The organism is Nitrospirota bacterium, assembly GCA_030645475.1.
Taxonomy (GTDB): Bacteria; Nitrospirota; Nitrospiria; order Nitrospirales; family Nitrospiraceae; genus Palsa-1315.
This window is the reverse complement of the sequence record JAUSMA010000071.1, coordinates 34,889-59,159: the sequence shown is the minus strand read 5'-3', so window position 1 is coordinate 59,159 and position 24,271 is coordinate 34,889. Positions and strand designations below refer to the sequence as shown.

The 24,271-nt window shown below is 54.2% G+C and carries 25 protein-coding genes; all 25 read left to right on the top strand.

Features of this window, described 5'->3' with window-relative positions:
• The first annotated feature begins 4 nt into the window (after positions 1-4).
• The 25 genes from Q7U76_18050 to Q7U76_17930 all read left to right on the top strand — a co-directional run bounded on the left by Q7U76_18050 (position 5) and on the right by Q7U76_17930 (position 24,230).
• Positions 5-691: a class I SAM-dependent methyltransferase gene (locus Q7U76_18050; protein MDO8358284.1), complete on the top strand. Its 687-nt coding sequence runs from the start codon at positions 5-7 to the stop codon at positions 689-691.
• A 39-nt stretch (positions 692-730) separates the two neighbouring features.
• Positions 731-1,696, top strand: coding sequence for an NAD(P)-dependent oxidoreductase (locus Q7U76_18045; GenBank protein MDO8358283.1), 966 nt, complete (start codon positions 731-733; stop codon positions 1,694-1,696).
• Between the two features lie 224 nt (positions 1,697-1,920).
• Positions 1,921-2,871: an ATP-grasp domain-containing protein gene (locus Q7U76_18040; protein ID MDO8358282.1), complete on the top strand. Its 951-nt coding sequence runs from the start codon at positions 1,921-1,923 to the stop codon at positions 2,869-2,871.
• Entirely contained in the window at positions 2,868-3,887 is a 1,020-nt protein-coding gene (locus Q7U76_18035) for an N-acetylneuraminate synthase family protein (GenBank protein ID MDO8358281.1), read from the top strand. The genes Q7U76_18040 and Q7U76_18035 overlap by 4 nt, the downstream gene beginning before the upstream one ends.
• Positions 3,884-4,927, top strand: coding sequence for a nucleotidyltransferase family protein (locus tag Q7U76_18030; protein MDO8358280.1), 1,044 nt, complete (start codon positions 3,884-3,886; stop codon positions 4,925-4,927). Before Q7U76_18035 ends, Q7U76_18030 begins: the two co-directional genes overlap by 4 nt.
• Positions 4,924-5,610, top strand: coding sequence for an acylneuraminate cytidylyltransferase family protein (locus Q7U76_18025; protein MDO8358279.1), 687 nt, complete (start codon positions 4,924-4,926; stop codon positions 5,608-5,610). Before Q7U76_18030 ends, Q7U76_18025 begins: the two co-directional genes overlap by 4 nt.
• A 481-nt stretch (positions 5,611-6,091) precedes the next feature.
• Positions 6,092-6,841: a hypothetical protein gene (locus Q7U76_18020; protein MDO8358278.1), complete on the top strand. Its 750-nt coding sequence runs from the start codon at positions 6,092-6,094 to the stop codon at positions 6,839-6,841.
• A gap of 23 nt (positions 6,842-6,864) precedes the next feature.
• Positions 6,865-7,848 (top strand): phosphoglycerate dehydrogenase, encoded by a 984-nt coding sequence (locus Q7U76_18015; GenBank protein MDO8358277.1) that lies wholly within the window; start codon positions 6,865-6,867, stop codon positions 7,846-7,848.
• 1 nt (position 7,849) lies between these two features.
• Positions 7,850-8,740 carry an NAD(P)-dependent oxidoreductase gene (locus Q7U76_18010; GenBank protein ID MDO8358276.1) on the top strand — a complete coding sequence of 297 codons (891 nt, stop codon included), beginning with the start codon at positions 7,850-7,852 and terminating at the stop codon, positions 8,738-8,740.
• Between the two features lie 53 nt (positions 8,741-8,793).
• On the top strand, positions 8,794-9,660 hold the full coding sequence (locus Q7U76_18005) for an FkbM family methyltransferase (protein MDO8358275.1): 867 nt from the start codon (positions 8,794-8,796) through the stop codon (positions 9,658-9,660).
• Between the two features lie 17 nt (positions 9,661-9,677).
• Positions 9,678-10,304 (top strand): HAD hydrolase-like protein, encoded by a 627-nt coding sequence (locus Q7U76_18000; protein ID MDO8358274.1) that lies wholly within the window; start codon positions 9,678-9,680, stop codon positions 10,302-10,304.
• A complete protein-coding gene (locus Q7U76_17995; protein ID MDO8358273.1) occupies positions 10,301-11,056 on the top strand; it encodes a cytidylyltransferase in 756 nt (251 codons plus the stop codon). Before Q7U76_18000 ends, Q7U76_17995 begins: the two co-directional genes overlap by 4 nt.
• An 8-nt stretch (positions 11,057-11,064) precedes the next feature.
• Complete coding sequence (locus tag Q7U76_17990; protein MDO8358272.1) at positions 11,065-12,228, top strand: SPASM domain-containing protein; 1,164 nt, start codon at positions 11,065-11,067, stop codon at positions 12,226-12,228.
• 5 nt (positions 12,229-12,233) lie between these two features.
• Positions 12,234-12,986 (top strand): SDR family oxidoreductase, encoded by a 753-nt coding sequence (locus tag Q7U76_17985; GenBank protein ID MDO8358271.1) that lies wholly within the window; start codon positions 12,234-12,236, stop codon positions 12,984-12,986.
• A 257-nt stretch (positions 12,987-13,243) separates the two neighbouring features.
• Complete coding sequence (locus Q7U76_17980) at positions 13,244-15,142, top strand: hypothetical protein (GenBank protein MDO8358270.1); 1,899 nt, start codon at positions 13,244-13,246, stop codon at positions 15,140-15,142.
• A gap of 67 nt (positions 15,143-15,209) precedes the next feature.
• Entirely contained in the window at positions 15,210-16,307 is a 1,098-nt protein-coding gene (gene rfbG / locus Q7U76_17975) for a CDP-glucose 4,6-dehydratase (GenBank protein MDO8358269.1), read from the top strand.
• Positions 16,304-16,723: a dTDP-4-dehydrorhamnose 3,5-epimerase gene (locus Q7U76_17970; GenBank protein MDO8358268.1), complete on the top strand. Its 420-nt coding sequence runs from the start codon at positions 16,304-16,306 to the stop codon at positions 16,721-16,723. Before rfbG ends, Q7U76_17970 begins: the two co-directional genes overlap by 4 nt.
• Positions 16,724-16,726: 3 nt before the next feature.
• Positions 16,727-17,488 carry a glucose-1-phosphate cytidylyltransferase gene (rfbF, locus tag Q7U76_17965; GenBank protein MDO8358267.1) on the top strand — a complete coding sequence of 254 codons (762 nt, stop codon included), beginning with the start codon at positions 16,727-16,729 and terminating at the stop codon, positions 17,486-17,488.
• 9 nt (positions 17,489-17,497) lie between these two features.
• Positions 17,498-18,439, top strand: a complete 942-nt coding sequence (locus tag Q7U76_17960) for an SDR family oxidoreductase (GenBank protein ID MDO8358266.1) — start codon at positions 17,498-17,500, stop codon at positions 18,437-18,439.
• Positions 18,440-18,447: 8 nt separating this feature from the next.
• A complete protein-coding gene (locus Q7U76_17955; protein ID MDO8358265.1) occupies positions 18,448-19,341 on the top strand; it encodes a glycosyltransferase in 894 nt (297 codons plus the stop codon).
• A gap of 22 nt (positions 19,342-19,363) precedes the next feature.
• Positions 19,364-20,137, top strand: coding sequence for a polysaccharide deacetylase family protein (locus tag Q7U76_17950; GenBank protein ID MDO8358264.1), 774 nt, complete (start codon positions 19,364-19,366; stop codon positions 20,135-20,137).
• An 8-nt stretch (positions 20,138-20,145) separates the two neighbouring features.
• Complete coding sequence (locus Q7U76_17945) at positions 20,146-21,102, top strand: glycosyltransferase family A protein (GenBank protein ID MDO8358263.1); 957 nt, start codon at positions 20,146-20,148, stop codon at positions 21,100-21,102.
• 146 nt (positions 21,103-21,248) lie between these two features.
• Positions 21,249-22,250 carry a methyltransferase domain-containing protein gene (locus Q7U76_17940; GenBank protein ID MDO8358262.1) on the top strand — a complete coding sequence of 334 codons (1,002 nt, stop codon included), beginning with the start codon at positions 21,249-21,251 and terminating at the stop codon, positions 22,248-22,250.
• Complete coding sequence (locus Q7U76_17935; GenBank protein ID MDO8358261.1) at positions 22,237-23,247, top strand: DegT/DnrJ/EryC1/StrS family aminotransferase; 1,011 nt, start codon at positions 22,237-22,239, stop codon at positions 23,245-23,247. Before Q7U76_17940 ends, Q7U76_17935 begins: the two co-directional genes overlap by 14 nt.
• Entirely contained in the window at positions 23,241-24,230 is a 990-nt protein-coding gene (locus tag Q7U76_17930; GenBank protein ID MDO8358260.1) for a peptidoglycan bridge formation glycyltransferase FemA/FemB family protein, read from the top strand. The genes Q7U76_17935 and Q7U76_17930 overlap by 7 nt, the downstream gene beginning before the upstream one ends.
• Positions 24,231-24,271: the final 41 nt, after the last annotated feature.

The following is a 24,271-nucleotide window of genomic DNA, read 5'->3' as shown; positions in this document are numbered from 1 at the left end:
CATTATGACGACATTGGTAGTTCCCGCTAACGTGGACAAATATGAAAATGTTTACCGTGGAGGTTATGACAAGCGTTATCCAACACTGGATCTAGTACGCCTGGAAGGTTGGTATTTCAAGAAACTGCCTGGCAAGGTGCTTGATTTTGCCTGCGGCACCGGTGTGAATATGATCCATCTTCTTGAGTGCGGATATCATGCGGTCGGCGTCGATGCAGCGGAAGAGTCGGTCAAGCTGGTACGCCGTAAACTGGACGCCAGGCCAGAGCTGGCTGCGCGCGCCGATGTGCTGCGGCTGGATCCAAACGATCGCCGCTTACCTTTTGCAGACAACGAATTCGACTATGTGATCTGTATGAGCGTGCTGTCGCTGCTTGAGAGTAAGGAACGGATTGAAATATTGGTGGATGAATTTCACCGCATTCTCAAGCCGGGCGGAAAGATGATTGTTGATATCAACGGTCCGGCCAGTGACTTTGCCACCAAGGGACGATTTGTGGCCGACGACATATTTGAATATGCATTGCACAAAGATCAGGAAAAACTTTTGCGCTGCTATTGTCCAAAGACGGCGGAGAGTTTTGCCGCTTTGTTCAAGCAGTTTGTGGTAGACGATCTTGGGCATGTGTCGTTCAAATATTGCAACCACGACAGTTATGAATTCATCGCCTGCGTCCACAAACCGGTCTAGCAGGGCAATGGTCGAATCTGGAGAGTCGCTCTGATCTATATGCCGAAGCCGCATCTGCTGCTGTTGCACCAGTTCTCCCGGTCCAACCGGGATTGGCTGTTTGAAGGACTGGCGCCGTTTTACGAGATTCTTGAGCCCCGGACATTCGACGAGATGGCGTTGATCTCGCTCGCGAAAGACGCGGACGTAGCGTTGGGCTCCGCGATAACACCTGCGGTCCTTGCGGAGGCCATGCGGTTGCAAATGCTACAAACCCCCGGCGCGGGGCTAGAGAAGCTGGACAAGCTGGCTTTGGCGGCGCACGGTATTACGGTCTGCAATTCCCTGTCACATGCCCCGCAAGTCGCAGAGCACGCGATTGCAATGCTGCTTGCCTTAATGCGCAAGGTGGCGCTTCACGACAGGATGTTGCGCAAGGGTGTTTGGTATCGCCCTCAAGGTAATTCTGAGGACGATGCCTATCAGAGCGACGCGTTGAGCGGTGCGACGATAGGCCTAATCGGGTATGGTGCTATCAATCAGACCGTTGCCCGCTTCCTGACCGGATTTGACGTCAGGCTTCTGGTGTGTGCGCGTCAGCCGCGTTCCGGAGTCAGGATGTCCAATTTGACAGAGATTATGACGCTGGCCGATGCCGTGATCGTTTCGGTGCCGCTGACAGAGAGTACGCGCGGCATGATCGGCGTGACGGAGCTTGGTTTGAGAACCCCCGCGCCGTATATCGTCAATGTCGGCCGTGCCGAAGTGATCGATCGCGTAGCATTGGTCGAGGCGTTGGAGCACCGGCGTATTCGCGGTGCAGCGCTGGACGTACCCTATGACGGCGTGGATGGCATGGCGGGCCTGGTGGAATTCACCCGGTTTGACAATGCACTGGTTTCACCGCATCGCGCCGGTACCGTGCGCGGGAGTTCTCCGAACCTGCTAGACGTGATGGAAAATCTGGTGGCGTTTGCCAAAGGATTGCCGTTGAAGAATATCGTTGATTTGAGCGCCGGATATTAGGGCCTGAGGATGCTAGGGTTTTGCTTTGGTTTGTTGCGTCGTACACCTGAAAACAGAATCTTATTCCTCTGGGGCATCCAGTGGAGTAGTCCCAGGGACGAGCAAGATGCATCGAGATGAATCGATACGTGTGCGTGATGCTCACCGAGCGGTTACGAAGGATTTGCTAGATTGCCTCCAGTCAAGTGCCTAATTCCAAAGCTTAACTGTCAACAGGTTTATTAATGAAAGTGTTGTTTACGAATGCGGGACGGCGTACCTATCTGGTCCAGTTTGGACTGGATCTCGAGCATTCGGGCTATCCGGTGCACATTCATGTGTCTGATTGTAGTTTGCTGAGCGCGGCGATGCAGGTGGTGCCAACTGAGCGCACGCATCTGCTGCCGCCGGTGCTTGAAAATCCGCAGGCGTACCTGGCTGCGTTGCTTGACCTAGTCAGGCGGGAAAGGTTCGAAGTTATTTTCCCGTTGTCCGATCTGGACCCGATGATTTTGGCGCAGCATCGCGAGAAGTTTGACCTGCTCGGATGCACGGCGATTGTATCGGCACCGGCAGTGATAGGTCGTTGTAACGACAAGAATCTGACTTTCAAGTTTTGCCGTAGCATCGGTTTGCCAACGCCGGAATCTTGGTTTGATGCCGCTCCCTATGTTGGACCTTTCCCGGTGATCCAGAAACACATACTGGGTAGCGGGTCGAGCGGCCTGAGGCAGGTTGAACGCAAAGAGGAGCTGGCTGGCTTCCTCTCGGGCCGCGACATGCTGCAGCCGTTTATTGCAGGCGACGAGTTCGGTCTAGACGTCCTGAACGCACTTGACGGCGAGTTCGTTGCCGTCTGCGTCAAACGTAAATTGCTGATGCGGGCTGGGGAGACCGACAAAGCCCAGATTATTCGCGATGAGGCGCTGGAAGACTTGGGGCGACGCATCTCGAAGGCGTTTGGCCACATCGGCAATCTCGATTGCGATGTCTTGCGTGCGAAGGACGGTGCGATCTACTGCATCGATTTCAACCCCAGATTTGGCGGTGGTTACCCCGCCACGCATCTAGCGGGATTTAACTACCTTAAGGCAATTCTTGACATGGTGCGAGGCGAGAAACCCTGTTTGCCTCCTGCTCCACGACTGATTACCGTGATGAAAGGCATTTCTCTCCATTGGTGCGATACGCCATGACTGCATTTGTGATTGCGGAAATCGGCCCCAACCATAATGGTTCGCTCGAGATTGCGCTGGAGATGGTAAAACGCCTTGCGCTCAGCGGCGCAGATGCAATTAAATTTCAGTTGGCGGATCCTGAGGCCGTGTACTCGGCCGACGCCTTCAAGGCCGAGTATCAGAAACAGAACGATGGCGCCGGCTCGGTCATTGAAATGTCCCGCCGGCTCCAACTCCCGCAGGATGCTCACCGGCAGTTGCAGCAGGCCTGTGTAAAGATGGACATCCTTTATCTCTGCACGGCTTTCGATCTGGGCTCGCTTGAGTTTCTCGATCAGGCGCTCAATGTTCCGCGCTTCAAGGTGGGGTCGGGTGAACTACTGACCATCGACATGCTCGAATATATGGCGCATCGCCAAAAGCCGGTCATCCTCTCCACTGGCATGGCGAATTTTGACGAAATTGCCAGCTCCTTGGTGGTCCTTACCAGCGAAGGACTGAAAGACATCACCCTTCTTCACTGTGTTAGCAACTACCCGTCCCCTCACGCTGATATGAATCTGCTGGCCATGCCAGAACTGGCTAAGCAGTTCCGCTGCAAAGTCGGTTTTTCTGATCACAGCCTCGGTGCTGAATCCTGCCTGGCCGCCGTGGCCCTTGGAGCACAGGTCATCGAAAAACACGTCACCCTCGACAAGAACATGCCAGGGCCGGACCATAATGCATCTGCCACCATTGAGGAATTCTACAGCATGGTCGCTTCCATCCGACGCGTCGAAGCTGCCCTGGGTAATGCTCAAAAGACCTTTTCGGCAACAGAAGAAGGAATTCGGCGCATGGCGCGTAAGAGCATTGTTACGGCTCGCGACATTCCTGCCGGAGCACGCATCGAAAAGGCGGATTTGGTCTTCAAGCGTCCAGGAACCGGCCTATCGCCATTGCTGCGCGACCGCGTGATTGGCACCACTGCGCGCAGGGATCTGGCAGCAGATCGCGTCATCCACCTTGGCGACATCGAAGGAATTGTCTTATGAAATGGGAGCAAGCCCTGATCGGCCCACATGCCTCAATCCAGGAAGCGCTGGCTTGTATTAACTCTGCCGCAACACAATTGGCGCTCGTTGTCGACCAGGAGCGGTATCTTCTCGGCACGCTCTCCGACGGTGACGTTCGCCGCGCGTTACTGGCGGGGATGACGCTCACAGACCCCGTTGAGCGGTGCATGTGCCGCACCCCAACTACGACAACCCTCGGCGATTCGCGCGAAGTCATGCTGTCCAAGATGCGACAGCATATGCTTCACCAGCTTCCACTAGTCGATGATGACGGCAAGGTTGTCGGCCTAAAGCGCATTGATGACTTGCTGCAGGCTGAACCCCACGAAAACTGGGTGATCATCATGGCTGGCGGGCTCGGAACTCGGCTCAAGGAGCTCACACGCAACACCCCGAAGCCAATGCTGCCAGTAGGAAATAAACCGTTGCTTGAAACCATCATCGACCGTTTTGCCGAACAGGGTTACCGCAACATCTGGCTGGCGGTCAATTATCACGCCGACCAGATTGAGGCGTATTTCGGCAATGGAGCCAAATTCGGTGCCAACATCCGTTACCTGCGCGAAACAATGCGCATGGGCACCGCTGGCGCGCTAAGCCTGCTGCCTCCTCCCGAAAAACCTATTCTCGTGAGCAATGCCGATTTGCTAACCAAAGTAGATTACTCGCAGTTGCTTGACCGACATATTGAGACAAGTGCCGTGGCCACAATGGCTGTGCGTGAGCACGAATATCGCATTCCTTTCGGTGTGGTGCACGCCAAGGATGATCGCATTGGCTCTCTGGAGGAAAAACCCATCCATCGCGTCATCGTCAACGCCGGCATCTACGTGCTTTCCCCACCTGCAGTAGCACGTATCCCCAAACAGACATTTTTGGATATGCCGGAACATTTTGCGAGCCTAATTGAGGATGGCCAATCCGTACGGTGTCACCATGTTGAAGACTATTGGCTCGACATTGGTCGCCGCGAGGACTTGCAACAGGCCCTGATCGACTACCCGGAGCTTTTCGAGTGATCCAAGGAAAACGTGTTCTGGCCGTTATCCCTGCACGCGGAGGCTCCAAAGGCGTGCCCCGTAAGAACCTTCGGGTCGTCTCTGGAAAGCCTCTCCTCTGGTACACCATTGAGGCGGCAAAGCACAGCAGGTATCTTGACGAAATTGTGGTCAGTAGTGAGGACGACGAAATCCTGAAGGTCGCGGCTAGCTATGGTGTGAGTCTCCTCCAGCGCCCAGCACATCTTGCCAGCGATGAAACCCCAGGCACCGAACCGGTCCTGCACGCCATCGAAAGCTACCAGGGTTTTGACTATGTCGTTTTGCTGCAACCAACCTCTCCGCTGCGTACAGCCGCACATATTGACGGAGCAATGGAATTTTGCTTGAACTGTACGGCGCCGGCTTGCGTTTCAATCTGCGAGGCCGAAACTTCACCGTTCAGTGTTTTTCAGCTCGACGAGCAACACCATCTCAGCCGGTTGATGAATGTCAGTGTTTCTGGTCGTCGCCAGGATTTGCCGGTGCTGTATGCTCTGAACGGCGTCGTCTATGTTGCTGAAATCCCGTGGCTCAAAAAGGAAAGACGATTTGTCGCCAGTCAAACCGTCGGCTATCTCATGTCAAGAGAAGAGTCTTTGGACATCGATACCGAGTTCGATTTCCTGTTCTTGGAGTTCTTGTTAGGGAAACGTTCATATTGATATGGCTGGAAGCATTCGACACATTCTTGTCTTGACTGAGACCCCTTTTCGAAAGCGTGACCATGAGCGTTTTGGCATAGACATTCTTTCCCGTCACTTTCAGGTCCATATTCTCGACTGTACCCCACTCCTCAGGTCTGAATTGTGGGCGACATTCGGACACCATAGATACGAATGCCCTGAGTATGTTCCGGTACATACGATCGATGAAATAAAACGAATTATCGCTCCTTTGTGCAATCAGGCTGTCGCCATTGACTACCTGTTACCTGGTAGGGGACAGCATAGATGTATACGAGAAACCCTTCGCAGTTTTGGCATTCTCCGCTCACGTGTTTTTGCGGGTGTGATGCCTGCACCCATGATGCGCCAATGGAAGCAACGGCCTCGAGCGCTAATTAAGCGCTTGCGCGACATGATATCTGGCAGATATCGAAAACTCAGGTGTGCTCTTTATCCGATGCTGGGGCTGACGAGTGATATGGCTGAAATTACGGTTCTTTCGGGGACTCATACCTTAGGTAGTCCCGACGCGCAAACGCCGTATCAAATTTGGGCGCACAGCTTCGATTACGACAGATTTTTGGCTCTGCGTGACTGCTCGCCTGAGCCGGTGTCTCCTTACGCGGTGTTTCTCGACCAAAACCTCGTTGAGCGCCATGATTTCTTGATTTCTGGAACCCCCGCATATGTCAGTGCACTGAAATATTTCCCTGCTCTCCAGCAGTTCTTTACTGAGTTTGAAGAGCGAACGGGGATTCCGGTTGTGATTGCAGCCCATCCGAAGACTCCCTACACCAACGAAACATCTCCTTTTGGTGGCAGGAAATTTGTCGCCGGTGAAACAGCACGACTAATACAAGGTGCCTCCCTCGTATTTACCCATTATTCCACAGCGCTTTCGTTCTCGGTTCTGTGGGGGAAACCAGTGGTCTTTCTCACCACGGACGAACTTCAGGTATCCAGGTATCAGCCATATATCGAGGGCTTTCAGGCCAGTCTTGCTGCCCCCCTGCTCAACGTGGACAACTATCGTTTGGGCGATATCGACCTGAAGGCATGGACGCAGGTCTCCGTCCACAACTATGCTTCGTTTAAAGATAAGTATATTAAATCTCAAGGCTCTTTGGAGTTGCCGCTTTGGGAAATATTTTCAGACGCGTTGAAACTCGGGGCCGAAGATTTAATGGTTGGGCGAAAGATTGCCCCAACGCCTGACCGCAATGTATGAGGGTGAGATTTAAGGGGGAGCCCATGCCTAAGGCCCTGATCACGACAGTTCCCTTTGCAGACAAAAACCGGTTACCTATCGAGCTATTAGAAAGCGCAGGGATTCACTATGTCATCAATCCCATTGGCCGGAAGCTGAAAGAAGACGAGTTAGCTGATATGGTGGCAGACTTTGATGTGCTCATCGCAGGGACTGAGCCGATTACCGACATGGTCATGAGCCGCGCCAAGAACTTGAGGCTGATTTCCCGGGTGGGCATCGGCCTGGATAATGTTGATCTGTTAGCAGCGGAGCGACGCGGGATACAGGTGAGTTATACTCCTGACGCACCGGCGCCTGCGGTGGCGGAATTTACGATCGGCCTCATGCTGACCTTATTGCGCCACGTTCATGTCGCGAATTCACAAATGCATCGCGGTGAGTGGCATCGCCATTTTGGACGCCGCATTCCAGAAATCACCATTGGCATCCTTGGTGTCGGTCGCATTGGTGGGCGTGTATTGCGGCGTTTGGCAGCTTTCGGGACGCCGAGGGTGCTGGTCAATGACTTACACCCGGTTTTAAATGTTGCTCCGGCCCTCAAGCTTGAGTGGATGGATAAAGAAGCCATTTTCCGAGAGGCCGATGTCATCAGTTTGCATTTACCGCTCACGGGGCAGACAAAAAATATGATTCGCTACGAGCAGCTCAAGAGTATGAAGGCCGATGCGGCGGTGATTAATACCTCACGCGGCGGTATTATCAACGAGCACGATCTAGTGAGAGTTTTGTCAGAAGGGCATTTATCAGGCGCGGCAATCGATGTTTTTGAGCAGGAGCCCTATCTGGGCGAGTTGGGGAGTAGTGAGCGATGCTTGTTGACATCGCATATGGGGTCCATGTCGATAGACTGTAGAATACGTATGGAGATTGAGGCGACGGAGGAGGCTGTGCGATTCCTCACCGGTCAACCCCTGATGGGTTTGGTCCCGCCAGGTGAATATGATGTCCAGCGGCAGGGCTTGTGATATGAGAAAAGTCTGTGTGATCGGTGGTTCAGGATTTCTGGGAAGCCATGTCGCCGATGCGCTGAGTGACGAGGGGCATGGTGTCCGCATTTACGATCGTAATCCGTCCTCGTGGTTGCGGCCAGATCAGGAAATGGTGATCGGTGATCTCATGGACGCCGACGGCGTTGCGGCGGCTGTTGCTGGTTCTGACGTTGTTTATAACTTTGCCGCGTTGGCGGATCTGAACGAAGCCCTCGATAAGCCCGTTGAAACAGTGCGAATAAACGTCCTCGGTAACACGTACGTTATGGAAGCCTGTCGGCGACATGGGGTAAAGCGTTTTGTCTATGCCAGTACGGTGTATGTCTATAGCCGTCAAGGAGGCTTTTATCGTTGCAGTAAACAGGCGGCCGAGCAGTATGTAGACGAATACCAGCGAGCGTACGGACTCGACTACACGATTCTGCGATATGGCTCGCTCTATGGCCCGCGCGCTGATCTGAGCAACGGGTTGTATCGCATTGTGAAGAATGCATTGGAGACCGGCATCGTACGATACGAGGGCAGTGCCGATGCACTGCGCGAGTATATTCATGTGGAGGATGCGGCGCGTGCCAGTGTCGCGGCACTCGGCGAGGAGTTTCGCAACCAAAGTGTCATCCTTACTGGGCAGGAACCCATGCGAGTGCTCGATCTGCTTGAAATGCTGGCTGAGATATTAGGCTTGAACAAGCCCGTTGAGTTTGTTGCCAACGATCAGCCCGGTCACTATGTGCGTACACCCTATGCCTACCAGCCAAAACTTGGGCGGAAATATGTACCACCGATGCATGTGGACCTAGGGCAGGGGTTGATCCAATTGATCGAAGATGTGCGTAGTAGAAAGTCCGCTGATCGCTCGCAGCTGTAGTTCTTCTCCAGGTCCGTCGGATTACTGATAGCTAAAGAAGCCCTCCCAACACCATGTTCAGTACAAGCAAGAAGTTTATTAAAGCATCCCTTAGCACAAGTAGTCGTTGGCTTAGGAAGACACGGCCGGGTGCCTATGCATTTGAAATCATCGTGAATACGGCAATGCAGGCAACGCAGACTTTAACCCATCAGAAGACGACACTTACCTTTGCCGTGCCCAATAATCTGAACCGTTTTCGTGTGGAGAGCTTCTCGACTAAAGAGCCTGAAACGCTCGAATGGATCGATGCGATCCCCCGTGGGGCAGTCGTATGGGATATTGGCGCAAATGTAGGTCTATATTCTTGTTACTCTGCCAAGGCTAGGGACTGTCAGGTGTTTGCGTTCGAACCTTCTGTTTTTAACTTGGAATTGCTTGCCAGGAATATTTGTCTCAATGGACTCACGGGTAAAATTGTCATCGTTCCCTTACCGCTTTTCGATTCGATGGCAATAAACACATTGAATATGACAACGACTGATTGGGGAGGCGCGTTATCGACCTTCGGACAAGACTACGGCTGGGATGGTCAGAGGATGCAACCGGTGTTCAAGTTCCAGACCATAGGCGTTTCCGGTTCGGATGCTGTGCAGCTTCTACGAGTGCCACAACCGAACTTCATCAAAATTGATGTGGACGGGATTGAGCATCTCGTATTGCGAGGAGCGATGGCTGTATTGAAGAAAGTGGATGGTGTATTGATCGAGGTCAATGACAGCTTTCATGAACAAGCGGAGCAGTGTCAGAAATTGCTTCTTGAGGCGGGGCTTGTGTTGAAAGAGAAGCGCCATTCGGCGCTGTTCGACAGTGCAGAATCATTTGGCGGGGGAAAGGTTTGGAATCAGATTTGGGTCAGAGCGCAAACGCCAGGAACCTAATCCGCAGCAAACGGCTGGTGTTTTGGGATTTCGACGGGGTCATCAAGGACTCTGTGATCGCCAAGTCTGTTGCGTTCGAGCAACTATTTTTGTCCTACGGCAGGGATCTTGCCGATCGTGTGCGGGAACATCATGAAGCCCATGCAGGTGTTTCGCGCTTTGAAAAGATTCCCATCTATCTTCGCTGGGCCGGCGAGCCAGGGACAGTAGAGCAGGTCAATGAATTCTGTGACCGATTTGCGCGACAGGTGTGGCAGTCTGTTATCGATGCGGCATGGGTCCCGGGTGTGCGTGAGTATTTGCAAGAGCAGTATTCCCGGCAGTACTTTGTGCTCCTGACTGCAACGCCCCAGGAAGAAATTCTGCAAATATTGAACGTGCTGGAGATCGGCCACTGTTTCCGGGAGGTGCACGGCGCTCCGAGACCAAAAGCTTCGGCAATAGGGGATGTGCTGCGGCGATTTCAGTATGCTCGTGACCAAGTGTTAGTGGTCGGAGATTCAGAGGCGGACTTTAATGCCGCTTCCGCAAATCAGGTGCCCTTTCTGCTTCGGCGGACCCCGTTAACTCATGATTTGCAAAGCCGATACCAAGGGGCGAGTTTTGATGGCCTCGAATATTCTGAGGGATTGGGAGGGGTATGAGTAAATCCGTGGTTTGCGCATTAATGATCGGACGGAAAGGCAGTATTGGGTTTCCCGGGAAGAACGTATATCCGGTTCTCGGGCGGCCTCTTGCAGCGTATCCGCTCCTGGCAGCGAAAGGTTCGCGCTATGTGGAACGGATCTTTGTCTCCACGGATTCTCCTGAGATCATGGACATCGCCAAGGGATATGGCGCAGAGCTCATCGAGCGGCCAGCTGAGTTGGCGACGAAGCAGGCCTTAGGCGAAGACGTGTTCGTGCACGGCTATCGGGAAATACAAAGAAGGTTGGCGTCGCAGGGACTAGAGGTAGAGTTGATGATCCTATTGTTCGCCAACGCCGCAACGATCACGAGTCAATTGATGGACCAAGGGATTGAGACTCTCCGTAGGGATGCACATTTTGATTCAGCCGTGACGACATCGGTGTACAACATGTGGAGTCCCTTGCGGGCTCGGAAACTCCATTCGGACGGTTGCCTAAGGCCTTTTGTGCCGTTCGAAACTTTCGGAGATCCTCGTACGCTCAACTGTGATCGGGATTCGCAGGGGGATGTGCATTTTGCCGATATGTCGGTTTCAGTAGTTCGGCCAAAGTGCTTGGAGCAGATGAGTGAAGGCCTGTTACCGCAGAAGTGGATGGGGCAACGGATTGCACCTATCCCATCATGGGGAGGATGCGATGTGGACTATGAATGGCAAGTGCCGATGGTAGAGTTTTGGCTTCGGAAACACGGCATTCAGGAGGCGTAAATCTAGCCATGGAAACGGGAAGCGGTCCCATCTATAAGAAGCACAACAGTTTTGTCGAGATCCGACATGGCCATGACAATGCGCTTGCGGCGGTCATGATTCGAGTTGCGGCCTTGAGGGGCAGAGATGATCTTGCCAATGGTCTTTCAGACGCGCACAGGAAAATTTTGGCGCAGGTGTATAAGGATTTATTTGATCCGGCCGGGCCAGAACGTGAGCCGAGGTTTTCTCTGGCTCCGAATGTTGTGCAAGAGATCGCAACGTACGACGATATCGTGCTGCCGCGGTATTTGGTGCATCGTTACCGGTATGAAGTCTTTCCTCAGCTGAAAGTGCTCGACGAGTACCCGCCATATTTACAGATTGAGCCCGCGTCGGTTTGCAATTTTCGCTGTGTGTTCTGTTTTGAAACCGATCCGACGTTTACGGCAAAATCTGCGGGATATATGGGACAGATGTCCTTCGAGTTGTTTCGGCAGATTGTTGATCAGGCTCAGGGCAACGTCGAATTTATTTCGCTCGCATCACGTGGTGAGCCGTTGCTCTGCAAGGATATTATTCCAATGTTGAGCTACACGCAGGGGAAGTTTCTTAACCTGAAACTTAATACGAATGCCTCTTTGTTGGATGAGGCCAAATGTCACGCGATACTTTCAGGTGGTGTGAAGACGGTGGTGTTTTCTGCTGATGCCGCAGAGGAACCGCTGTATAGCAAGTTGCGGGTGAACGGCAATCTTGCGACGGTGCTCAGTAATATCGAACGATTCCAGAAGATACGCCAAACCCAGTACTCGAGTCTGCCTGTCATAACTCGAGTATCAGGGGTGCAATTCTCTGACGACCAAAGCCTCGACTCCATGCAGCGTGTATGGGGTAGTCTGGTGGATCAGGTTGCATTTGTTCAATACAATCCTTGGGAGAATGTTTACAGCCGCTCGATTACGGATCTTGGCGAGCCCTGTTCAGACTTGTGGCGCCGGATGTTCGTCTGGTGGGATGGAAAGGTAAACCCCTGCGATGTTGACTATAAGTCAACGTTGTCGGTAGGAACATTCCCAGGGCATACGTTATCGGCGATGTGGCGTTCTTCTGGCTATTCCAGTTTGCGTGATGCGCATCTTACTGGCAGGCGCGACGGGGTTGGTCCTTGTAACCGCTGTGCCGTAGTCTGACCACTGTGACTCAGCAAACTGCAAATCCAGAAACGTATCTCGTCGTCGGTGCGTCGGGGACTATCGGCTCTGCTCTTGTTCGTAGACTGATAAGGCCTGGTGTGGTGATTGGATTGCAGTATTGTAAAAACCGGTTGGCGGTAGAACATCTGCAAGAAAGCCTTGAGCAGGGTGGTGCCCGTGGTGTTTGTCTTCAATCGCCGCTCGATTCCGAAGAGTCGTGTGTTCAGTTGCTGGACCGCGTTCGTTCTGAAATGGGCACCCTTCATGGTATGGCTTTGTGCGGAGGGCGTGTTCCTTGGCAGGCATGGCAAGAAACCTCAGTGTTGGACTGGCAACAGGCAGTATTTGAGCACTGTGTAGTCCCGTTCGTCTTGACCAGATTGGTAATTCCCGAGATGCAGGAACGTGGTGAAGGCCGCATAGTGTATCTCAGCTCGATCGCGGCTAAGTACGGTGGTTCGCCGCGTAGCCTCCATTACGCTGCAGCTAAAGGAGCCTTGGAGACGTCAATGCGTGGTCTTTCGAGGGATGTTGCAAAGTCAGGCCTATGTATTAATGGAGTGCGGTCCGGGTTCGTCCATAGCCCGCAGCAGCAATCTGGTCGCTCAGCTCAGGAAATCGCCGATCGGATTCAAAAGATTCCGATGCATCGACCTGGAAAACCGGAGGAAGTCGCAGCCGCCATGGGTTTCCTCCTCTCAATAGATGCCAGCTACATAACTGGTGAAATTGTTACCGTTGCCGGTGGAGACTAGAGCGTGGTCACTATTACCGGGCAGCACTACAAGCGATGCTGGCCAATTCGGCTATTCAAGTGGTTAATCTGGCAATCGAGATCAAGGATGCTGCTGAAGTTGAAGCCCGCAACTGCACCCAGGTCGTGAGCGGTCTTCACTCTGATGCAATGTATTTCTCACGCGAGCCAATTCCGGTTCGCTGCAAATTGGCAAAATTCAAAATGACTTCAAGAAGGTCGAATGCTTGATGCAGGCCTTGAAGGCCTGAGTACAGCTTGCAGAAGATCGGTGATAGCTTGTCTAGCGTAGTTGTGTGGGATGGTCAAGGGGCACCGCCAGTTGGTGATTGGATGATAGTGCTTTGGCGAAGTTTCGGCGATGCCGCTACGCCACATGCCTCCTCAATCCCAAAGCTGGTCGAAGCCAATGCGGAGGTTCTTCGAAGTAGGTTTCTGGCTTGGATTTATGAGCTAGGAGAAACATCAATCAGTGGCAGGCGACTGCTCGATCATCTGGAGTTACGCCCCGGGTTCAGTTACTGGTGGATGACTTTGCTTTCGGGAAAGTGCAACTACGGAGGGTCTCCAGAGATTGATGATGCCATTCGTATGATGACTTTTGACGATTGGGCGACTGATCGAGCCCTGGGCCGCGTTACACTTGCGAGCGCCAATCAACCTCTGGCCGAGTGTATGCGATTGTGGTGTGCAAAGGCTGGTGTGGCATTCACGTGGCAATATCTGCCGAAGCCAGTCGCGCAGTTGTCGTGGATGCGACGTATATACAATTCTCTGCCGCTTGCTCTGCAGGCTTGGGCTTGGTTGGTTCGTTACGTGGTTATTCGTTGGCCTTTACGGGGTGTCGGTCTTAAGGGATGGCAGCAGACGGAAGGACAGGTGACCTTTTTCTCCTACCTGTTTAATTTGGCGCCGAGTGCCGTAACAGAGGGACGATACGAGAGCCGGTATTGGGCGCATCTCCCAGATACCCTACAGCGTGAAGGCTGCAAAACCAACTGGCTGCATCTGTTTGTGAAGGATAGTGTACTGCCTAGTGCCGGTAAAGCGGCGTCCACTATTCGCGAATTCAACAAAGCGGCATTAGGCGCGCAGGTCCATATCACTCTTGATGCATTTTTGACGGTACGCGTTGTCTTGAAGACGCTCCGGGATTGGTTCAAGATTGCCTGGGCTTGCAGGCAGTTGCCGAAACCGGTTTCTGTAACGACCAGCGGGGGGCTTGCGCTTTGGCCTTTGCTTGCAGATGATTGGCGGCAATCGATGGTTGGCCCAACCGCTATCAGTAATTGCCTGAACCTGAACTTGTTTGAGTCTGCAATGAAGTCTTTGCCCAGGCAGCGGATCGGGGTGTATCTTCAGGAAAATCAAGGTTGGGAATGTGGCTTGAGACAGGCATGGACGGCGTCGGGTCAGGGACAGCTTGTTGGATGCCCCCATTCCACTGTACGTTTCTGGGACTTACGGTATTTTTTCGACCCGAGGAGTTACAAGCGACAGGCCGATCACCCCATGCCGTTGCCAGATCAGGTCGCGCTCAATGGAGCCGCTGCCATGCAGGCTTATCTTGCCGGTGGTTATCCGGCGGATGAATTGAATGAGGTAGAGGCCCTGCGCTATCTGTATCTTGATGGGTTCAGTGCCGCGCCAAGAACCGATTCAACGCCGATGAAGGGAGTACTTCGCCTGCTTGTGCTTGGCGATTACCTGTTGAGCAGTACACAGGTACAAATGTGTTTGCTGAAGCTGGCAGTGCCCTCCTTGCCAGCGGGGACGGTCATTACGGTAAAGCCTCACCCAGCCTGTCCGATCAAGCCAGAGGACTATCCCGGTGTTCGCATGACGGTGACGATGGCCCCTATGGTTACACTGCTATCCGAATGTGATGTGGCGTATACCAGTGAGATGACCTCGGCCGCCGTCGAGGCCTATTGTGCCGGCATACCTGTGATTTCGGTCCGGGACCCGAATACCTTCAACCTGAGTCCCCTGCGTGGACGAGAGGGCGTTTCGTTCGCCAGTACCCCAGAGGATTTGGCTAGTGCTCTTATTTCTGCTGCAGCCACCTCATGTTTGAGGCGAAAGAAGCAAGATTTCTTTACTCTCGACGCCCGCCTGCCCCGTTGGAAGAAACTCATACTCGAGACCGTCGAATGAATATATTTATTCGACGGTGTCAGGCTGCTGGCGTACGTCAAACTTGTTTCGATCAGGATTTGTATTTATGACACCCGCAAGAGTTTTTAACGGTAAAAATGTTGTTGTCACCGGCCACACCGGCTTTAAAGGTTCCTGGCTTGCCGCATGGCTTAAGTCGCTTGGAGCGAAGGTTGTCGGCATAGCCCTCGATCCGCCAAGCGATCCATCGCATTTTTCCGCCGCTCGCCTGGGGGATGGCATGACCGATTTGCGGATCGATATTCGCGAGCGATCCGCGTTACAGAGTGCCATCGTGTCCGCTCAGCCGGATTTTCTGTTCCACCTCGCGGCGCAATCTTTGGTCCGGCGCTCCTATGCTGAGCCGATTGAAACCTGGCAGACCAATGTTCTGGGTACGCTGAATGTGCTTGAAGCCTTACGGGCGTTGGATAAGCCTTGTGCTGCTGTGATCGTCACCAGCGACAAGTGTTACGACAATGTGGAGTGGGTCTGGGGCTATCGCGAAACTGACGCGATGGGCGGGCCGGATCCCTACAGCGCATCCAAAGGGGCTGCCGAGCTGGCGATTCGCTCCTATATTAAGTCGTACTTCTCCAAGGCCACTAGCCAAGTGCGCATTGCCTCAGCCCGAGCGGGGAATGTGATCGGCGGGGGGGATTGGGCTGCAGATCGTATCGTGCCGGATTGCGTGAGGGCATGGTCGGTCAATCAAGAGGTCGAGTTACGGAACCCCAAGGCAACGCGGCCATGGCAGCATGTCCTTGAACCGCTGAGCGGATATTTGAATCTTGCCATGGCGCTAACGCAACGGCAAGACTTGCATGGTGAGCCGTTCAACTTCGGCCCTCCCGCGGAGCAGAATCACAGCGTGTTGGAACTGGTGCAGCGGATGGCGGTGCACTGGGATCAGGTACGCTGGCGGGATGCGTCGCAAGCATCGGCGGGGCCCTATGAGTCCGGGTTGCTGAAGCTCAATTGCGACAAGGCCCTGCACCACTTGCGCTGGCATGCCGTGATGGGTTTTGAGGATACGGTACGGATGACGGCAGAATGGTACCGTGTGTATTACCAAGAGCCGCGGCAGATTGCAGCTACCACGAATGCGCACATCGCGGCCTATAGCGCGATGGCGAAACAAAGAGGATTGGCGTGGGCGCAATGACCCTCGACGACGTGGTGCTGACACCCCTGGCGAGGATTGAGACAGCCGGCGGGGATGTGCTCCACGCCATGAAGCAGAGCGATGCCGGCTATGCGGGGTTCGGGGAAGCCTACTTTTCCTGGGTGGCAGGGGGGGCAGTGAAGGCTTGGAAGCGCCATGCGCGAATGACGATGAATCTGATCGTTCCTTTGGGGAAGGTGCGGTTTGTGTTTCATTTGGATGGCGGGAATGAGTTTCGGGTGGAAGAGATCGGGGTAGATGGCTACGCGAGAATCACTGTTCCTCCTGGCATCTGGTTTGGTTTTCAGGGACTGGCCGCGCCCAAAAGCCTGGTGTTAAACATTGCAAGCATCCCCCATGATCCCAATGAAGTCGAGCGTCGTGCGGTGACAGAGATCCCCTATGGTTGGAATTAATTTATGAAAGTCATCCTTCTCGCTGGCGGCTTTGGCACGCGCCTGGCCGAATACACTGACGTGATTCCCAAGCCTATGGTGCCGATCGGCGGCAAACCGATTCTTTGGCACATCATGCAGACGTATGCTCACTTCGGGCACAAGGATTTCTATGTGGCGCTGGGTTACAAGGCCGAGGTGATCAAGGAGTATTTTCTCAACTATCGGGCGCTGAATGCGGATTTTACGATCGATCTTGTCTCGGGTACCGTCAGGCCGCATCAGACCGACTCTGTCGATTGGCGGGTGACCTTGGTCAACACGGGCGACGCCACCATGACTGGCGGTCGCGTCAAGCGCATGAAATCGTTTATCGGTAATGAGACCTTCATGTTGACCTACGGGGATGGTGTCGCCGACATTGATCTGCAGGCGCTGCTGGCCTTTCATCGAAGCCATGGCAAGATGGTCACGGTGTCTGCCGTACGCCCGGCGGCCCGATTCGGGGAGTTGGAGCTGGATGGCGCGCGGGTGTCGAGTTTCAAGGAGAAGCCGCAGTTGCACGAGGGCTGGATCAACGGAGGATATTTTGTGATCGAGCCGGCATTTTTTGATCTGATCGCCGGGGATAGCACCTTGTTAGAGCGTGAGCCGTTGGAGCAAGCCGCCCAAGCCGGTGAGTTGATGGCGTATCGCCATGACGGCTTCTGGCATTGCATGGATACCAAGCGAGACCACGAGTTGCTGGAATCGCTGTGGGCTAAAGGCGCGCCCTGGGCTGTGTAGATTGAATCCATGCGTATACTTGTTCTAGGAGGATTCGGTTTTGTGGGCGGGCGGGTTGCCAAGCATTTGCATCGAGCTGGCTATTCAATCGTTCTCGGAACTCGACAAGCGTACAGCTCCCCCGAGTGGTTGCCCCAGGCGGAAGTGGTGCAACTGCACTGGCATGATGCTGCCGCATTGGAACGCGGCTGCCGTGGCGTGGATGTGGTGATTCATGCGGCAGGCATGAATGCTCAAGATTGTGCGGCGGATCCGGTGTCGGCACTGGAGTTTAACGGCTTGGCCACCGCCCGGTTGTTGGCCGCAGCAATTCGAACGGGCGTGCAGCGGTTTATTTATCTCTCTACGGCCCATGTGTATGCCAGTTCTCTGGTGGGCACAATCACGGAGAACACCTGTCCTCGGAATCTGCATCCCTATGCGACGTCGCACCTTGCGGGGGAGTATGCCGTGTTGGCTGCCGGTCAGCGCGGGCAAATCCAGGGCATCGTCCTGCGACTCTCGAACGCATTTGGCGCACCGGTGTCAAAAGAGGCCAATTGTTGGATGTTGCTGGTGAATGATCTGTGCCGGCAGGCAGCTGAGACGGGAGAGCTGAAGCTCCACACGGCAGGAACGCAATTGAGAGATTTCATCACCCTGGAAGACGTGGCCCGCGCGGTGCTGCATGTATTGCAAGTCGAACCCACTCGACTCGGCGACGGCCTCTTCAACCTCGGCGGGGATGCTGTTGAATCAGTCTTTTCGATGACGGAGGCGGTGGCGGCTCGCTGGAACGCGTTGACCGGCAAGGATCTGCCGATCATTCGGCCGGACCCCTCCGGTCCGTTGCCAGAGCCGTTGAACTATTCCTCCAAGAAGCTTCAGTCAAGCGGGTTTTCGCTGACTTCACGGGCACATCAGGAGATCGACGCGACCTTGAGTTTCTGTATGGGTGCGTTCGGCAGATGACTGGGGTCATGCAGGCGCCAGTCGTTTCCATCGTCATTCCGACCTACAATCACGCAAAGTTTCTGCGCGGAGCGTTGAATTCCGTCATCGCACAAACCTTCACCAGGTGGGAGGCTATCGTCGTCAACAATTATTCTCAGGACGACACGGTCTCGGTGATTGAGTCTTACCGCGACCCCCGAATTCGCTTTGTCAATTTCGCCAATCAGGGAGTTATCGCGGCGTCACGCAATTATGGCATCTCCCTGACAACCGCCCCCTACATCGCATTCCTCGATTCCGACGACATCTGGTATCGGGAGAAGCTTGACCGATGCCTGCGGCGTCTGGAGGAAGGATTTGATATGGTCTGTCATGCCGAAAAGTGGATCGGCCCCGCCGACCGGACGCGCATCGTCGCGTATGGCCCGGAAGCGCGCGCCACATATAGTGCGCTACTGTACGAGGGGAACTGTATTTCCACATCCGCGGTCGTCGTCAAGCGCGAGTTCGTGGAACGAGTCGGCCGCTTCAGCGAAGACGCCGCCTTCATTACCGCTGAGGATTATGAGTTGTGGCTTAAGCTGGCAGGAGCCGGTGCGAAGATTGGTTTTGTGACCGATATTCTTGGCGAATACCTGATTCATGAGGGCAATCAGAGTCGCGTCGCACTGCGCAACATGGAGGCCGTCATGGCGGTCGTTCAACATCACCTGGCCGGCCAAGCGGGCGGAAGCGGGGCGAGCGTATTGCGTACCCGTCGTCGCTTGGCGCTGATCTATTACAGCGGTGCGCGTGGTCTACAAGATTGTGGTCAGTTCTTTGCTGCCTGGCCGTATTTTCTCAAGGCCGTAGCGACGTATCCGCTTGTGCCGAAATTTTATGTCGCAATGTTGTTGAATGCCTGCGGTCGCCAACCATGACGGGTGGTGATTTGCTGTGAGCATGCGCAGGGCCATCGCGTGTGCCGTTTCCGAGATGGTCGCCTGCGGCCGCTGTTGTCTCGCGTCACGGCTCGGCTTGCGTATCCTTCTCTACCATGCGATCGGGTCTCCCGCGTTGGGCGATGGGCGCGGGCTGTTCTCCATCCGCCCGGATTTGTTTGAGCAGCAGATGAATCATCTGTCAGAGCTGTATGTCGGGCGTGTCGTCGGGCTTGATCCCGATCTGCGCATTGAATCGGAGCTTCAGATCGCCATCACCTTCGATGACGGGTATGCAGACAACCTTGATGTCGCAGCCCCGATACTCGCAGCGAGAGGATTGCCATTTACGGTTTTTGTGACGGCGGACTTTATTAGGAATAGCCGTCCCGGCTTTCTGACGCCATCTGGACTGCGCGAGCTTGCGGCTGTGCCGAGAGTACGGATCGGTGCGCATGGCGCCACCCATGTGGCGCTATCGGAATGCGATGACGCGCAACTTCGGGACGAATTGCATTCAAGTAAACGCTATCTCGAAGATACGATTGGCCGCGAAGTCTGCACGATGGCCTTCCCCTACGGAGCGGCGAATCATTGCGTTCGCGATGCCGTCGCGGCGGCAGGGTACCGGTTGGCGGCGTCCAGCTATGCATACGTCAACGATGCCAAGAGAGATCGCCTCATGCTTGGAAGAACGGAAGTGCTGGGAGGCGATTCCCTGCGGGTGTTTCGTCAAAAATTGCATGGCGACTGGGATTGGCGTCGCTGGCTCACAAAGGATCCCGCCTGTCTATGAGCTGTGACGTGACGGTCGTTGTTCCTATTCTCAACGAAGCGGACTCGCTGCCGCAATTGCTTGCCGCGCTTAAGGCGCAGACGCATCGTCCGAAGGAATTGATTTTTTCCGATGCCGGGTCGACGGACGGAAGCGCGGCCCTCATTGAACAGTGGTGGCGGGAGGAACGGTGGGAGGGCGGGGCTTGTCAGGTGTTGGCAGTTCCTGGCGCCATGCCTGGTGCGGGGCGGAACGCGGGAGTTCGTGCTGCGAGCAGCGAATGGATCGCATTTATCGATGCAGGGATTGAGCCGGAGCCGGCGTGGCTCGAAAGACTATGTTGTCAGGCACAGGATCACCATTCCTTGGCTGTCTTCGGGGTCTGTCACTTCTCAGCCGAAGCAAGATTTGAACGGGCAGTCTGTGCATTGTCGTATGGCCAAGGTTCAGTCCATTCCGTGATTCCGGCATCACTGTTTCATCGCCGGGTGTTCGATGAGATTGGGTTTTTCCCCGAGCATCTAAGGGCGGCCGAAGATCTCGTGTGGGGCAATCGCTTGTTTGACCGCTACGGAGAAAGGGATATTTGCCCGGATGCAATCGTGCATTACACACATTTTACATCGAGCTGGGGACAGGCTCTCCGTAAGTGGAAAATGGCTGAGTATAGTAGCGTCGTGGCAGGAGTTCGGTTACGTCAGCAGATGTTGTGTCTCCTGGGGCTTCCATTGGTGTACAGCGCGCTATTTTCAGGGACTGCAGTCGGGGCCTGGGCATTTCTCGTATATGTGACGTTTCGGGGCGTGATTGATCCTGTGCGCCGCAGTAAGGATCGTCCTTGGTGGGGACAAAACCCTGAGACGCTAGTAATTGCCCCTGGGTTGGCTGTTGCACTCGATCTGGCGAAACTTGCAGGTATTGTGCAGGGGCTCGTTTCTAAGCGTTTCGACACGATAGAAGTAATGAAGCTCAACCAAGGTAGTTGAGCGAATTGCAAACTATGAAACAGCACAAGACGGAACGGTTCCCGATGTTGTGCGTGTGCTGTCGATTCTGGTTCAGGCAGCTTGCGAAGAGGGTGGGGGAATGTTTTTTCTGCGAGAAGCACCTATCTACTTGGACCTCAGTTTGAATGGACTTTGTTAATTGTGACTTTTGCGGTAGTGCTGAATCCGAGGTTGTGACTCGTCAAACGGATCTCTTGCACCGGACAACCGATGAAGTGTTTTTCATTGTCCGCTGCCTATGTTGCGGACTGCAGTATACCAACCCTAGGCCCGGTCAAGATGAGATCGGGCGCTACTACGCTGCAGGCTATGCATTTCATGTTTCCCCTTCTGCGTGGCGCCGGTGGCTGGATAGAGCCTTGGATCTGTTGGCCAACTCCCCGTTGGCGATCGTCGTATCGATACTGCCTCCGGTGGCTCGACGGATCGCCGCCCGTATTAGACCCAGGATCAGCGACCCGGTGTTGGATCATTATCGTGCTGGGAATGGCGGAGCCTTTCTGGATATCGGATGTGGCTCTGGGTGGCACGCACATTACTGGGGAGGACAAAGCTCTTTACTGGCGTGTCGGGGATGGACAGAGGTGGCAGGCATCGAGGTTTCCGATGTGGCGAGAAGGTCATTGGCCGAGGCAGGAGTACGATGTTGGGCACACATTACGGAGGTTCCTGATTCGGAATTTTTCGGGCTGATCAGGATGAACTGGTCCTTAGAGCATGTTCATTCCCCGACCGATTATTTCACTTTTATCGCTGCGCATCTTCAGGCGGGCGGGCGGGCTGTGATAGCTGTGCCAAACTATGACGGCCTGATTTATCGGCTGGCGCCTGACTGTGTGGAGTTGCCGGTTCATCTGTATCACTTCAGACCAAAAGATGTCCTAGCTTATGCTGCGCGCCATGGGTTACTTGTCGTTAGACAAGTGACTTTTTCCTATCCTGAAATGTTTCGTGCTGCAGCTGAGGTCGGCTTGTTGCCATCGGTGTTTTCTTCTCGTCTGGGAGTTTCCGCCGCGAAGGAGATGTTGCGTACATTGGCGCCATTTGATCAGGCTGGTTGGGGTAATGATATGGTGATCGTTCTTGAGAAGTCTTTGCCATCGGGAGGGGTAAGTGCCGGCACATAGCGGCTTTCCCTTTCGCCAAGGCGGGAATGATACAGCTCGCTACTATAGCCTGGCACGATATGCATTGCGGGATGCGCTGACATTGCTCGGTGTTAGCCCAGGCCAGCGCGTACTTTTGCCCGCGTTGATATGCCGAGACTTGCTCGCGCCAATTGCCATGCTGGGTGCAAAGCCTTGTTGGTATGAGGTTGACTCAGGGCTGTTGCCTGTTGGTTCACCGAATAATTGGCCCAAGGCAGAGGCCGTATTGGCGGTTAACTACTTCGGTTTTGCACAGGATTTAGCCCCCTTCATCGCCTACTCACAAAGGACGGGCGCGAGGATTATCGAAGATAATGCACACGGTTATTTGAGTCGAGACCCTAAGGGCTGCTGGCTGGGATCTCGGGCTCAATTGGGGTTGTTTAGTTTTCGAAAAACCATTAGAGTTCCTGATGGTGCGGCTTTATTAGTTAGTGACGCCTCACTGATGCCGAGCCTGCCAGAGCAACTCCTATTTGATGGGGGAGGGATACACACGGCACAAACATTGAAGTCGAGAATGCGTCAAATCCCACTGGTTGGCTCTAGGCTTCTTCGCACCGCTACGGTCGTTGCAAGAACTATCAGGAAGCAAAAGACTGGGAGTGCGATACCATTCTCAAACCCGTTTTCTGAATCTGAAATTCCTGCTGCGCCAAACCCGTGGACTGGTCTACTCGGTGCTGTGGCGCGGTTCGATGGTAACGCAGAAATCGCTCGCCGCCGTAAGGCCTATATTCAGTGTGCTATGGAGGGAGAGCGTGTTGGCGTTATGCCTGTTTTCCCCACGTTGCCGGACTATTGTGCGCCTTATGGGTATCCATTTAGGAGCAATATTGTAGGGCGTGGTGCTATGCAGCGCATGGCCGATAGGCTGGGATTTGATCTTGTCACGTGGCCGGATCTGCCTGGAGCAGTTAGGGAGACGGCCCCCTTGTACTATCAAGATGTTCAGTTGATCAATTTTCTATGGTGAACTGGATTCAATACGAGGGACATGCCGACGGTTGGGACAAGCAACTGGAGACTCTTGGTGGTGGTTTTTATCAAAGTCATGGCTGGGGGAAAGTTCGCTGTGTTGCGGGTTGGCTGCCGGTACGGCTCCTAGCCACTTCGCGCGGACAAGTGGTGGCGGCGGCAAGCGTGTTGACCCAGCGCCGTGCGGGAATTCAGGTTTGCTGGATCCCGGGTGGTCCAGTTGGGCCCGCTGTTCATTTTGAAAGTGGCTTTCGAGATGTTCTAGGGAAATTATTGGGTTGCCGCATTTTCTATTGCCGAATGAGTCTGCTTCGGGAAAGCCTGCAGGAGGAAAAGGAGGGCCTAGTAAGGACTGGCTGGAAGCGCCCTTCCGTGAACATGAGCAGCGGTCTCACGATGCTCTACTCTCTCAAAGAGGAGGAGTTTGAACGCTTGAGTCGGACAAGCCGAAACTGGCGACACAATCTGAAGAGGTCTGATTCTCACGGTCTTCTTATTGAACGGTGGAATCGTCCGAATCTGACAGAAATATCAGCACTTTATCGGGAAATGGAAGAGTTGAAGTCGATTCCTGTCCAGCATTCCGAGGCAGAGCTTGAGGCTATGTTGGTGAACCTTGGCGATCGACTCGTGCTGTACCGATGTCTTGATGCTGAAGGTAGATTGCTTGCGGTACGCGGGGCAGGACTGTTTGGTGATACTGCATGGGATCTCTTGGCGGCAGCAGGCGCAAGCGCGCGAAAAGTGTATGCGTCGCACGCCACCCTCTGGGCGCTGTTTGAGCATTGTCGCCAGCGAGGTTTGTCGCACTATGACCTTAGTGGCGTTGACCCGATTGGCAACAAAGGTGTGTACGATTTCAAGCAGGGGACTGGTGCTCGGCTAGTCGAGTGTCTCGGTGAATGGGAATGGGCATCTCTCCCGGGCATGTGCTGGGCGTTCAATTGGGCACTAAAGCAAAGGGGCGGTGCTAGTTCATAGTCGTATGGACGTGCATATTGTCGTCGAGTGCAAGTGTTGAA

Coding starts and splice junctions, on each gene's coding strand:
- Q7U76_18005 (MDO8358275.1), top strand. CDS start 8,794: ATGTTCAGTACAAGCAAGAAGTTTATTAAAGCATCCCTTAGCACAAGT.
- Q7U76_18040 (MDO8358282.1), top strand. CDS start 1,921: ATGAAAGTGTTGTTTACGAATGCGGGACGGCGTACCTATCTGGTCCAG.
- Q7U76_18045 (MDO8358283.1), top strand. CDS start 731: ATGCCGAAGCCGCATCTGCTGCTGTTGCACCAGTTCTCCCGGTCCAAC.
- Q7U76_17950 (MDO8358264.1), top strand. CDS start 19,364: ATGCGCAGGGCCATCGCGTGTGCCGTTTCCGAGATGGTCGCCTGCGGC.
- Q7U76_18050 (MDO8358284.1), top strand. CDS start 5: ATGACGACATTGGTAGTTCCCGCTAACGTGGACAAATATGAAAATGTT.
- Q7U76_17940 (MDO8358262.1), top strand. CDS start 21,249: ATGGACTTTGTTAATTGTGACTTTTGCGGTAGTGCTGAATCCGAGGTT.
- Q7U76_17995 (MDO8358273.1), top strand. CDS start 10,301: ATGAGTAAATCCGTGGTTTGCGCATTAATGATCGGACGGAAAGGCAGT.
- rfbG (MDO8358269.1), top strand. CDS start 15,210: ATGACACCCGCAAGAGTTTTTAACGGTAAAAATGTTGTTGTCACCGGC.
- Q7U76_18030 (MDO8358280.1), top strand. CDS start 3,884: ATGAAATGGGAGCAAGCCCTGATCGGCCCACATGCCTCAATCCAGGAA.
- Q7U76_17990 (MDO8358272.1), top strand. CDS start 11,065: ATGGAAACGGGAAGCGGTCCCATCTATAAGAAGCACAACAGTTTTGTC.
- Q7U76_17955 (MDO8358265.1), top strand. CDS start 18,448: ATGCAGGCGCCAGTCGTTTCCATCGTCATTCCGACCTACAATCACGCA.
- Q7U76_18010 (MDO8358276.1), top strand. CDS start 7,850: ATGAGAAAAGTCTGTGTGATCGGTGGTTCAGGATTTCTGGGAAGCCAT.
- Q7U76_17970 (MDO8358268.1), top strand. CDS start 16,304: ATGACCCTCGACGACGTGGTGCTGACACCCCTGGCGAGGATTGAGACA.
- Q7U76_18015 (MDO8358277.1), top strand. CDS start 6,865: ATGCCTAAGGCCCTGATCACGACAGTTCCCTTTGCAGACAAAAACCGG.
- Q7U76_17960 (MDO8358266.1), top strand. CDS start 17,498: ATGCGTATACTTGTTCTAGGAGGATTCGGTTTTGTGGGCGGGCGGGTT.
- Q7U76_18035 (MDO8358281.1), top strand. CDS start 2,868: ATGACTGCATTTGTGATTGCGGAAATCGGCCCCAACCATAATGGTTCG.
- Q7U76_18020 (MDO8358278.1), top strand. CDS start 6,092: ATGGCTGAAATTACGGTTCTTTCGGGGACTCATACCTTAGGTAGTCCC.
- rfbF (MDO8358267.1), top strand. CDS start 16,727: ATGAAAGTCATCCTTCTCGCTGGCGGCTTTGGCACGCGCCTGGCCGAA.
- Q7U76_17930 (MDO8358260.1), top strand. CDS start 23,241: ATGGTGAACTGGATTCAATACGAGGGACATGCCGACGGTTGGGACAAG.